Below are 11,594 nucleotides of genomic sequence, written 5' to 3' on the forward strand. Positions count from 1 at the left end.
TAGCGAAGGACACTAGCTGCTAGGTAGTAATCAAAGTTTAAGAGTTCGAGACGTAACCTATTTAAGGTTACGTCTTTTAACGCATAATTAAGGAAATCATGTTATTATGGGAGAATGGCGATGTTCCGAAAATTTTTTAGAAGGATGACTAAACCGGAAGAGGTGGGAACACAGATGAAATTAATCGTAGGTTTAGGAAACCCTGGAAAACAATACGATCAAACAAGACATAATATTGGCTTTGAGGTAATCGATACACTCTCGGATCAATTCTCTATTCCGTTAAATCAATCAAAATTTAAGGGCGTATATGGGATTGGCCTACATAACGGGGAAAAGGTACTACTTTTAAAACCATTAACCTATATGAACTTATCAGGGGAATCAATCCGGGCGGTAATGGATTATTATCAAATAGAGTTAGAGGATTTATTAGTCATTTATGATGACCTGGATCTGCCTGTTGGCAAAATAAGACTTCGCCAAAAAGGGAGTCCAGGGGGGCATAACGGAATTAAGTCTACTGTTGCCCATCTGGGGACGCAGGAATTTAACCGGATTCGGATAGGAATTAACCGGCCAACTCCAGGAATGAGCGTACCTGATTATGTCCTAGGACGTTTTCGTCAGGAGGAGAGACCTTTTACTGAGGAAGCCGTAAAAAGAAGTGCAGACGCTTGTGCTGCTTGGCTAAAGAAGCCGTTTCTACAGGTTATGAATGAATATAATCAATAATTGTTCATGATACTAGTCTTTCATTCATACATTGAAGAAAAACAATGTTAACCCTCCACAAAGTAATCTAGTTGAATAACTTCCATTTATCAGGTTAATACTAGTAGTGGAATTCTAGATTAGGGAGGGACAGGCGTGGCCATCCAGTATTATTGCCGTCATTGTGGTACAAAACTTGGCTCTATTGAACAAACATCGATCCATGCAGAAACTCTAGGCCTTCATAAATTAACGGATCTGGAAAGACAGGAAATGGTCTCGTATGAATCATCTGGTGACATTCATATCAAAGCCATTTGCGAGGATTGTCAGGAAGCATTAGAGCGAAATCCAGATTACCATCAATATGATTTTCTTATTCATTAAAATAGTGGATAAAACACTCTACTTAGATAATAGTCTAGCTTAGCTTTTTAGCGGCTAGTGTGCGCCGCTAAAAAGGGCGCTTCCGCTATTCTAATCAGCTTTGGAAGCTCTCCAAAGCGTTTTTCTGTTTAAAAATTTACTAATATAAATATTGTTTTAATATAATTATTTCTTAAGGGAGGGAGGAGAAACCTTGAATGGTTTAAAATCACTATTTTTAAAGCAAGAAGATGTTCACTCCATCATTGCCGGGGTTGAAGAGGGATTAAAAGAACAACTAGTTGCAGGCCTATCTGGATCATCGCGGACCGTCCTAACTGCGTCTGTCTATGAAAAGATGAAAAGGCCAATCATGCTTGTCACCCATAATCTACTACAAGCCCAAAAACTCTATGATGATCTCGTCAATCTATTAAGTGAAAAGGAAGTCTTCCTTTTTCCAGCTAATGAATTAATAGCTGCGGAGCTTAGCATTGCAAGTCCGGAATTAAAAGCCCAGCGAATTGAGGCGTTAAACTATTGGAGCAGGCAAAGTAAAGGTGTATTGATTGTCCCAATTGCCGGATTAAAAAAGATTGTTCCTCCAAAAACACTATGGAAACAATACCAGTTGTCGTTAAAACTAGGAGAAGATATTAATATAGATAAGATGTTAACGACCCTTGTTAAAATGGGTTACGTCCGGTCTGAGATGGTATCGACTCCTGGGGAATTTAGTGTAAGGGGTGGAATTATTGATATTTACCCACTTACTGAGGCAGACCCATTAAGGATAGAGTTGTTTGATACTGAAATTGATTCAATCCGATATTTCTCCCTTGATGATCAGCGGTCAAAAGAAAAAGTGAAAGAAGTTTTAATTGGACCAGCTACGGAAATCATCCTCGAAGCGGAGGACTATAGCCGAATTATCGGCAAGCTTGAAGAAGGATTGGCGCTGTCTTTAAGAAAATTAAAAGATGATAAAGCGAAAATGCAGTTAAGCCAAAATATCAGTTATGAGCTTGAGCAGTTGAAAAATGGCCAAAAACCAGACCAAGTCTATAAATACTTATCATTAGCCTACGACAGGCCTAATAGTTTACTAGACTATCTGCCAAGCGATGGACTTGTGTTTGTAGATGAAATTAGCAGAGTTCAAGAGATGAATGATTCCCTCGTAAAAGAAGAAGCTGAGTGGTATACAGGTTTACTAGCAGAGGGGCAGATTATTCATGACCTGCATATTTCTCATGACCTTGGGGCAATGCTGCAAAGAAAAGAATTTCCGCTTCTCTATATGTCTTTATTTTTACGACATGTTGCCAATACAAGTCCACAAAATATTATCAATATTACTTGTAAACAAATGCAAAATTTCCATGGTCAGATGCATTTATTAAAAGCAGAAATCGACAGGTGGAAAAAAGGAAATTATTCTATTCTATTTTTAGGGCCGGATGAAGAAAGGGTAAAGAAATTAGAGCGGGTCTTAGAGGATTATGAAATAAATGCCAGCGCCATGAAAGGTGATCAACAGCTCTTACCAGGTAAAGTTCAGATAATGCGAGGAAATCTTCATGCAGGATTTGAACTTTCTATTCAAAAAATTGCTGTCATCACTGAGGAAGAATTATTTAATAAGCGCGTCAAAAAATCAGCTAGCCGGCAGAAATTATCGAATGCCGAACGGATTAAGAGTTACTCCGAGTTGAAAATTGGTGATTATGTTGTTCATGTTAATCATGGAATCGGTAAATACTTGGGGATTGAAACGCTAGTTATAAATGGTATTCATAAAGATTACTTGCATATCCGCTATCAAGGTTCAGATAAACTGTATGTTCCAGTGGAACAAATCGACCTTGTTCAAAAGTATGTAGGATCTGAAGGAAAAGAGCCGAAGGTATATAAGCTCGGCGGCAGTGATTGGAAGAAGGTCAAGAAGAAAGTTGAATCATCTGTACAAGATATTGCGGATGACCTTATTAAGCTGTATGCGGAGCGGGAAGCGGCGGTTGGGTATGCCTTTTCTCCTGATGGGGATCTGCAGCGTGAATTTGAAACTTCTTTTGCTTATCAAGAAACCGAAGACCAGCTGCGCTCGATCCATGAAATTAAAAAGGATATGGAAAGATCGCGTCCAATGGACCGCCTTTTATGTGGTGACGTTGGTTACGGTAAAACGGAAGTGGCCATCCGTGCGGCATTCAAGTCCATTGCTGATGGAAAGCAGGTAGCCTTCTTAGTTCCAACAACAATCTTAGCGCAGCAGCACTTTGAGACATTGAGAGAACGTTTTCAAGATTATCCGATTAATATTGGCTTATTAAGCCGGTTCCGAACAAAAAAACAGCAGACTGAAACAATCAAAGGATTAAAAGCAGGTACGGTTGATATTGTTGTAGGTACCCATCGCCTGCTATCAAAAGACATTGTTTACCGTGATTTAGGACTATTGATTGTCGATGAAGAACAGAGATTTGGTGTTACACATAAGGAAAAAATTAAGAAGTTAAAAACAAATGTCGACGTGTTAACCTTAACGGCAACACCAATTCCAAGGACACTTCATATGTCAATGCTTGGCGTACGGGACTTATCGGTCATCGAAACACCGCCGGAAAATCGTTTCCCTGTGCAAACATATGTTATGGAGTACAATGGTTCATTGGTAAGAGAAGCGATTGAACGTGAGCTTGCCAGGGACGGACAAGTATTCTTTTTATATAACCGGGTCGAAGATATTGAACGTAAGGCTGAAGAAATTTCCATGCTTGTTCCGGATGCCCGTGTAACGTTTGCACATGGGCAAATGACGGAAAATGAACTGGAATCAGTTATGATCGGTTTCTTAGCAGGGGAATTTGATGTGCTCGTGAGCACAACGATTATCGAAACGGGTGTTGATATCCCGAATGTAAATACCTTAATTGTGTTCGATGCAGATCGAATGGGCCTTTCCACGCTTTATCAGCTCCGCGGCCGGGTAGGCAGATCCAATCGTGTTGCTTATGCCTATTTTACGTACCGAAAAGATAAAGTCTTAACCGAGGTTGCAGAAAAGCGCCTTCAAGCGATTAAGGAATTTACGGAATTAGGGTCCGGATTTAAAATTGCCATGCGCGATTTATCGATTCGCGGGGCAGGGAATTTATTAGGTGCTCAACAGCACGGATTTATTGATTCGGTTGGATTTGATCTTTATTCACAAATGCTGAAGGAAGCCATTGAAGAGCGGAAGGGTGACCTAGGCGGTGAAGTGAAAAAGTCTGTTGAAATTGATTTGGAAATTGATGCCTATATTCCTGATACCTATATTAAAGATGGACATCAGAAGATTGAAATGTACAAACGGTTTAGAGGGGCCGAGAGCCTTGAGGATATCGAAGAGCTTCAAGCAGAGATGCTCGACCGGTTTGGGGAATATCCGGAGGAAGTGGATTACCTCTTCCAAATTGCTGAAATCAAGGTTTACGCCTTGTTAAACGGTGTTGAGCAAATTAAACAAGTAAAGCAAGAGGTCACCATTTTAGTTAATGAACAGGTTACCGGTGAAATTGATGGAAGTAAGATATTCCATATAGGAAACCAATTTGGCCGAAACATTATTCCCGGGATGGAAGGCTCTAAATTAAAAATCATGATTAAGACAAAAGAGTACGAAACAGCGCAATGGCTTCATATTGTCCGAGAAATGGTCAAAGGGGTATCACTGGCTAAAAGGGGTCAAGGCAATCCGGTAAACTAGTCATCAAAGGGACATTTCAGATGTCCTTTTGACCTAGCTATTATTATCCATTTATGTGATATTTCGCTTAAATGTGAAAAAATATTATGTTTGTGAATAGAACTTTCCAGATGAAAGATACTAATTTCAAAGCTGGTGATGATTAACATCATTGCCAAGTTAGTAAAATCATCAGATGAAAGTGAGGCAACATTGGATGAAAGCAACTGGAATTGTTCGTCGAATCGATGATTTGGGGCGTGTTGTTATTCCTAAAGAAATACGCAGAACCTTGCGTATCCGCGAAGGGGACCCGTTAGAGATTTTTGTGGATCGAGACGGAGAAGTCATTTTAAAAAAATATTCACCAATCAGCGAGTTAAGCGATTTTGCCAAAGAATATGCAGAAGCCCTATTTGATAGCCTCGGTAATCCTGTTTTAATTTGTGATAGAGATACCTATATTGCAGTCGCTGGCGGTTCAAAAAAGGATTATTTAAATAAGAACATCAGCGAATTAGTCGAAAAAACGATGGAAGAACGAAACTCCGTTCTACATACCCAGCAAGGTGAAATGGCGTTAATAGAAGGGAATAATGAAACTGTCTCATCGTACACCATTGGACCTATTATTGCAAACGGAGACCCCATTGGTGGCGTTATTATCTTTTCAAAAGAAGGAACCCTTGGTGAAGTAGAGCAAAAAGCAGTAGAAACAGCTGCTGGGTTCCTAGCTCGACAAATGGAGTCATAATAAGAAAAGCGGAAGCACCCGTTTAGCGACGTATGGACAGGGGCCCGGTCCGACTGAGATAAAGGAAACACGAAGAGCGTAAGCGATTCGATGTTGACTTATCGTAGGGAGGATTGGGATGGCCGCTAGTCGCTGGGTGCTGTAGCTAGACAATTATCAAATTATAACGAAAAGACAGCAGATGCTGTCTTTTTTATATGTCCAGCTCCAGGGCCCAGCGATTAGTGTACTTCACTAAACGAGCGCTTCCGCTTTTCTTTTATGCTATAATACCTTGGAGATTTTATAAGCAGGTGAAGAAATGCAAAAGTCCATCCATCAATCAAAAGCCGTCTTTAAAGGGGCGTTTATTTTAACCATTGCGGCTATTGTAACCAAAATCTTAAGTGCCTTTTACCGGATTCCTTTTCAAAATATTGTCGGTGATGTCGGCTTTTACATATATCAGCAAGTATACCCGTTTTATGGGATGGCCGTGGTTTTGTCGACCACTGGCTTTCCAGTTGTCATCTCTAAGCTTTATGCAGAGCAGAAGGAACGAGGAGATGATATACGTTCTCGTTTACTGCTGTTTGCCTCGTTTCTCTTTTTGCAAGTATTTGGATTCATCTGTTTTCTGATTCTTTATTTTGGTGCGGATGGAATTGCCCGTTGGATGGATGATTCGCATTTAGCCATTTTATTAAGGGTCGTTGCGATTGTTTTTCTCGCCTTCCCGATTAGCTCTTTATTAAGAGGATATTATCAAGCAATCGGGGATATGGTTCCAACTGCCATATCACAAGTCGGGGAACAATCAATCCGGGTGTTGACGATCATCTTTTTGTCTTCTCTTTTTATGGCAAAAGGTTATTCGTTGTATTTAGTCGGAGGAGGGGCGATGTTTGGTTCCATCACCGGAAGTATCATATCCGCAATCATTCTGTTTATGTTCTTACGGATTCGTAAAGAATGGAAAATAATCATGCCTGTTAGAGGGATGTTTCAAAACTATAAAAAGGAAGTTGGGGCTATTTGGAGGGCGCTCTTTTTCCAAGGATTGATGATTTGTTTAAGTGGGATGCTGATGATCTTCATCCAAATGGCAGATTCTTTAAATCTTTATTCTCTGCTTGTTGCAAATGGAATGGAAGCAGAACTAGCCAAGGGGATAAAAGGGATTTTTGACCGTGGTCAGCCCTTAATCCAATTAGGGACCGTTGCTGCCACATCCATGTCACTAACCCTTGTGCCATTGATCACTAGGGCACGATTAGCATCTAAGCCAGTGGAATTGTATGAACATACCCAATTAGCATTAAAGGTTAGTGTTGTAGTTGGTGTTGGTGCCTCTGCGGGCCTCTGGGCCATTATCGAGCCTACGAACATTATGCTGTTTGAGAATCGCTCAGGTTCATCTGTCTTGGGTATCCTTAGTTTTGTTATTTTCTTTACATCGATCATCTCAACGGTTATTGCGATTATGCAGGGAATGGGAAAAGTGTTGTTTCCGGCCTTTGCCGTCATGATTGTTTTTCCATTGAAATATCTATTAAATATTATACTTATTCCGTTATTAGGAATCATGGGGGCTGCAGTTTCCTCGCTTATTTCACTAGCAATCGTTACACTAGTCTTAATGGCCGGATTTAGAAAAATGTCCGGAGGGCCGATATTAGTAAATGGATTTTTAAGAACGGTTCTAGCAGCCACGATGAGTATGGTGCTGCTTTTAAAGGGCTATTTATACATAACAGATTATTTCTTTGCTTCTTTTGGAATGGAGCGGCTAGGGGCAGCTATGCAGGCAATAGGCGCTGTAGTATGTGGAGGCCTCCTGTTTTTATCAATTATTATCCGGGGCCGAGTTTTTCGCGAGGAAGAACTGGCATTATTTCCGCTTGGCAGCAAACTTATTCATTTATTAGGAAGAAAGGATAGGGGTTAACATGGGTAAAAAAATTGAGGTACTCGGACTGGGTGCAGGTGACTTAGAACAGCTGCCTGTCGGGGTATATAAGAAATTATTGAAGGCAAACCATCTTTTCTTACGGACTAAAGAACATCCTGTTGTATCAGAGTTAGAAAAAGAGGGATTGACCTATGTTTCGTTTGATAATGTCTATGAAAAACATGATCAGTTTGACGACGTCTATGAGGAAATCGCCCGAACCCTATTAGAGGAGTCGCAAACCAGGTCCGTCATTTATGCTGTTCCAGGTCATCCGCTTGTGGCGGAGCGGACTGTTCAGCTCCTTTTAGAATATGGACCAAAAGAAGGGGTTACCATTTCTATTGGAGGAGGACAAAGCTTTTTGGATGCCATCTTTGCGGCATTAAAAATTGATCCGGTTGAAGGGTTTCAGCTGCTCGATGGCACAGCACTGTTTGCCAGCCAGCTTCAGCTGGAACAGCATATGTTTATAAGTCAGGTATACGATCAATTTGTTGCCTCGGAAGTTAAACTAACCCTAATGGAGAAGCTGCCTGATGATTACGAGGTATATATTGTAACGGCTGCCGGCAGCAGTCAGGAGTCGATTGAAAAAGTAGCCTTGTATGAGCTGGACCGAAACGTATCGATTAACAATTTAACCTCCGTTTATGTTCCGCCTGTTAAGGACGAACAAATACTATTGAAAAATTTTGCGAAACTTCGAGATATTATTGCGATTTTAAGAGGGCCAAATGGCTGTCCATGGGATAAGGAACAAACTCATGAATCGTTAAAAAGGTACTTAATTGAAGAAACATATGAAGTAATTGAAGCAATTAACAGCGATGATATTGACCATTTGGTTGAAGAACTAGGGGATGTACTGCTTCAGGTCATGCTCCATGCTCAAATTGGGGAAGATGATGGGTATTTTTCCATCGATGATATTATCGAGGGGCTCTCAGAAAAAATGATTCGCAGGCATCCACATGTATTTGGTAATACGAAGGCTGATAACGCAGAGCAAGTGATTCAGAACTGGCAGGAAATCAAGCAGCAGGAAAAAGGAGAGCAGCAACCCGCTTCCTTGTTAGAAGGTGTTTCAACAGCACAGCCCAACCTGCTGCGGGCCTATGAACTGCAAAAGAAGGCGGCAAAGGTTGGTTTTGATTGGAGGGAAATTAACCCGGCGATTGCGAAAGTGAAAGAAGAGCTGGATGAATTTGTGAATGAGCTTGATGGAACGGAGGAAGGACTTATCCTTGCTAAAAAAGAATTTGGCGACCTGCTGTTTGCCTTTGTGAATGTAGCGAGATTTTTAAAAATCCATCCAGAGGAAGCCTTATTTGAAACAAACGAAAAGTTCATTCGCAGGTTTCAGTACGTTGAAGAAAAGGTAAAGAATAGTGGGCGGTCATTTGAAGAGCATACACTTGAACAGCTCGATCTTTATTGGGATGAAGCGAAGGAAAAGGGATTATAACAAAAGGGGGAAGTGCAAATGCGTTTAGATAAGTTTTTAAAGGTTTCAAGAATAATTAAAAGAAGGACGCTGGCAAAGGAAGTCTCTGATCAAGGCAGAATTGAAATCAATGGAAAAGAGGCAAAGGCTAGTTCCACGGTTAAGGCAGGCGATGAGTTAACGATCCGCCTCGGACAGCGGAAAATTACCGCTCGAATCGATCGAATCCAGGAAACATCACGTAAGGAAGAAGCCGCCGAAATGTATACCATTTTAAAAGAAGAGAAGCTGGGCTCTCCCGACCCTTTTTAAAAGATTACGAAAGTTTAAAATTGACTTTGAAAATTGTCCAGCTCCAGCGCCTAGGGGCTCTTAGGTCTAAGCTTATCCAGTTGCGGCTCCTTGGGACTTGAATTATAAGCCACCCCCTGAAGAAGGCAAAAAGCGCCTTCTTGCAGGGTGCGTCTTATACCTTCGTCCCAGAACAGTCGCCTCCACATTTAGGTCAATCCGTCAAGAAGGCTAAAGTGCACCCTTCTCGCCGGCTCGCCTGTAGCCTTGCGCCCCTGATCAAGGCGCTTCCGCTTTTCTTAGTTAGATTGTTCTAATTAAGATTTCCCTCACATAAAAATGTACAAAAGGGTTGTACAAATGATTGTGAGGGATGAAGGATGAGCCAATACTATGATAATAATCCACAAAAGAGCAGTGTTCCAGATCATGACGTGATTATGAGAGGAAGAAAGCTGCTCGATATTACTGGAGTTAAACAAGTAGAAAGCTTTGATAATGAGGAATTTTTATTAGAAACAGTCATGGGCTTTTTAGCCATCAAAGGGCAAAACCTGCAAATGAAAAACCTTGATGTCGAAAAGGGAATCGTCTCAATTAAAGGGAAAATTTTTGACTTAGTTTATCTTGATGAACAGCATGGGGAGAAAGCTAAAGGGTTCTTTAGCAAGTTATTCAAATGACCCTTTCAACGCAATTTCTTACCATGCTTTCCATGATTGGCATGGGATCGTTGTTCGGTGCCATGTTTGATACGTATCAACGGTTTTTAAATCGTCCAAAACAAAAAGCTTGGATTGTCTTCATAAATGATATCTTATTTTGGGTTATTCAAGCTTTAATTATTTTTTACACCTTATTCATAGTAAATAGTGGAGAATTGCGGTTTTATATCTTTATTGCACTTCTTTGCGGATTCGCCGCATACCAAGCCTTGTTAAAAGGTATTTACCTTCGTCTCTTAGAGATAGGTATTCAGTCCGTTATCGCCATTTATAATTTTATAAGAAAAATGATTCAACTCCTGATTTATAAGCCAATCGTTGGTCTTATACAACTATTGATTGTGATTATTCTCGCACTTGGCAGGGGACTATTAACCCTTGTCAAATTTGTTTATAAAGTTTTACTATTTATTCTGAAAGTCATCTGGTTTCCATTGCAAAAAATCGTGTTATTATTTTGGAAACTTTTGCCGAAAAGTCTTAAAAAAACCGTCGAGAAGTTATATAATAAAACGGCAGGAAATTTAAAGGAAATAATGAATTATATTAATAAATGGCGAGATAAATGGAAGAGGAAAAAAGAGTAAGGAGGTTTTAGGGGAATGGGTGCGGAAACAAAACGAAATGTATCAAGAATTCAGACAACCTATGTGGAGCAGCAACAATATGCCGAGATTGCCTCAAGCCGAAAAAGAAAATTAGTGCGAAGACGTTTATCGGTGTTTTTTGTTTTTGCTAGCTTGCTAACCTATTTGATGATTTCAAATCACATTTCCCAAACAGCTAAACTCGAGACGAAACTGGCGCAAAAGAAAAAGCTTGATCACCAGCTTGCAGATATGAAAAAGCAGGAATCCATTCTTAAAGAAGATATTATTAAGTTGAATGATGATGATTATATCGGAAAGTTAGCGAGGAAAGAGTACTTTTTCTCAGAAAAGAATGAGGTAATTTTTAATATTCCTGAAGACAATAAAGAAAATTGACCCAGCTGTGCGATTTATTGACACTGATTTTTTAGTTTCTGTATAATATATAGAAACATTGATTTAACATTTTAAGGAGGAACATTCTTTTTATGTCAATTGAAGTAGGCAGCAAGTTACAAGGAAAGGTAACAGGGATAACAAAGTTCGGAGCGTTTGTGGAGCTGCCGGGTGGATCAACAGGACTTGTACACATCAGTGAGGTTGCTGACAATTATGTAAAAGATATTAACGATCATTTAAAGGTTGGCGACCAGGTTGAGGTAAAAGTCATAAATGTTGAGAAAGATGGAAAGATTGGTTTGTCGATTAAAAAGGCAAAGGATCGACCAGAGCCGGAAAAAAGGCAATATTCGCATTCGCAACGCCCTCGTCAAAACCGTTCAAACGATCGTAATAGCAATAAAGGGGAAACCTTTGAGTCTAAAATGGCCAAATTCCTAAAAGATAGTGAGGATCGTTTAACTTCCTTAAAGCGCAACACGGAATCCAAGCGTGGAGGAAGAGGAGCTAGACGTGGTTAACTTGCTGCACACTTAATGGGATAAGGCAGGTTTCACCTTAACATACAAAGACAAGTCAACGGCGGCTTGTCTTATTTTTATTTCAATTATTAATCTTAGTATATTGTAAAAGGTGACAGGCACCATG

General features: G+C 40.2%; 11 protein-coding genes. All 11 read left to right on the forward strand.

From position 1 onward, the window contains the following. Positions 1 to 174 precede the first annotated feature (174 nt). The 11 genes from pth to COD92_RS19925 all read left to right on the forward strand — a co-directional run bounded on the left by pth (position 175) and on the right by COD92_RS19925 (position 11,467). A complete protein-coding gene (pth, locus tag COD92_RS19875; RefSeq protein ID WP_098530284.1) occupies positions 175 to 735 on the forward strand; it encodes an aminoacyl-tRNA hydrolase in 561 nt (186 codons plus the stop codon). A 135-nt stretch (positions 736 to 870) separates the two neighbouring features. Then, positions 871 to 1,101 (forward strand): anti-sigma-F factor Fin, encoded by a 231-nt coding sequence (gene fin / locus COD92_RS19880; protein WP_098530259.1) that lies wholly within the window; start codon positions 871 to 873, stop codon positions 1,099 to 1,101. 193 nt (positions 1,102 to 1,294) lie between these two features. Beyond that, positions 1,295 to 4,831, forward strand: a complete 3,537-nt coding sequence (gene mfd, locus COD92_RS19885) for a transcription-repair coupling factor (protein ID WP_098996493.1) — start codon at positions 1,295 to 1,297, stop codon at positions 4,829 to 4,831. A gap of 196 nt (positions 4,832 to 5,027) precedes the next feature. Further along, positions 5,028 to 5,564 carry a stage V sporulation protein T gene (gene spoVT, locus COD92_RS19890; protein ID WP_098530257.1) on the forward strand — a complete coding sequence of 179 codons (537 nt, stop codon included), beginning with the start codon at positions 5,028 to 5,030 and terminating at the stop codon, positions 5,562 to 5,564. Between the two features lie 301 nt (positions 5,565 to 5,865). After that, positions 5,866 to 7,491: a putative polysaccharide biosynthesis protein gene (locus COD92_RS19895; protein ID WP_098996494.1), complete on the forward strand. Its 1,626-nt coding sequence runs from the start codon at positions 5,866 to 5,868 to the stop codon at positions 7,489 to 7,491. A gap of 1 nt (position 7,492) precedes the next feature. Continuing rightward, positions 7,493 to 8,962 (forward strand): bifunctional methyltransferase/pyrophosphohydrolase YabN, encoded by a 1,470-nt coding sequence (gene yabN / locus COD92_RS19900; protein WP_098530255.1) that lies wholly within the window; start codon positions 7,493 to 7,495, stop codon positions 8,960 to 8,962. An 18-nt stretch (positions 8,963 to 8,980) separates the two neighbouring features. Further along, a complete protein-coding gene (locus tag COD92_RS19905; RefSeq protein WP_098530254.1) occupies positions 8,981 to 9,253 on the forward strand; it encodes an RNA-binding S4 domain-containing protein in 273 nt (90 codons plus the stop codon). 359 nt (positions 9,254 to 9,612) lie between these two features. Continuing rightward, a complete protein-coding gene (gene yabP, locus COD92_RS19910; protein ID WP_098530253.1) occupies positions 9,613 to 9,915 on the forward strand; it encodes a sporulation protein YabP in 303 nt (100 codons plus the stop codon). After that, positions 9,912 to 10,544, forward strand: a complete 633-nt coding sequence (yabQ, locus tag COD92_RS19915; RefSeq protein ID WP_098530252.1) for a spore cortex biosynthesis protein YabQ — start codon at positions 9,912 to 9,914, stop codon at positions 10,542 to 10,544. The genes yabP and yabQ overlap by 4 nt, the downstream gene beginning before the upstream one ends. 15 nt (positions 10,545 to 10,559) lie before the next feature. After that, the gene (locus COD92_RS19920; RefSeq protein WP_098530251.1) at positions 10,560 to 10,943 is read left to right on the forward strand and encodes an FtsB family cell division protein; all 384 of its coding nucleotides are present in this window, start codon (positions 10,560 to 10,562) and stop codon (positions 10,941 to 10,943) included. Between the two features lie 92 nt (positions 10,944 to 11,035). Next, positions 11,036 to 11,467: a S1 domain-containing RNA-binding protein gene (locus COD92_RS19925; RefSeq protein WP_098530250.1), complete on the forward strand. Its 432-nt coding sequence runs from the start codon at positions 11,036 to 11,038 to the stop codon at positions 11,465 to 11,467. Positions 11,468 to 11,594 lie beyond the last annotated feature (127 nt).

The organism is Bacillus sp. AFS037270 (assembly GCF_002585305.1).

Coding starts and splice junctions, on each gene's coding strand:
- yabN (WP_098530255.1), top strand. CDS start 7,493: ATGGGTAAAAAAATTGAGGTACTCGGACTGGGTGCAGGTGACTTAGAA.
- COD92_RS19920 (WP_098530251.1), top strand. CDS start 10,560: ATGGGTGCGGAAACAAAACGAAATGTATCAAGAATTCAGACAACCTAT.
- yabP (WP_098530253.1), top strand. CDS start 9,613: ATGAGCCAATACTATGATAATAATCCACAAAAGAGCAGTGTTCCAGAT.
- yabQ (WP_098530252.1), top strand. CDS start 9,912: ATGACCCTTTCAACGCAATTTCTTACCATGCTTTCCATGATTGGCATG.
- spoVT (WP_098530257.1), top strand. CDS start 5,028: ATGAAAGCAACTGGAATTGTTCGTCGAATCGATGATTTGGGGCGTGTT.
- COD92_RS19895 (WP_098996494.1), top strand. CDS start 5,866: ATGCAAAAGTCCATCCATCAATCAAAAGCCGTCTTTAAAGGGGCGTTT.
- pth (WP_098530284.1), top strand. CDS start 175: ATGAAATTAATCGTAGGTTTAGGAAACCCTGGAAAACAATACGATCAA.
- COD92_RS19925 (WP_098530250.1), top strand. CDS start 11,036: ATGTCAATTGAAGTAGGCAGCAAGTTACAAGGAAAGGTAACAGGGATA.
- COD92_RS19905 (WP_098530254.1), top strand. CDS start 8,981: ATGCGTTTAGATAAGTTTTTAAAGGTTTCAAGAATAATTAAAAGAAGG.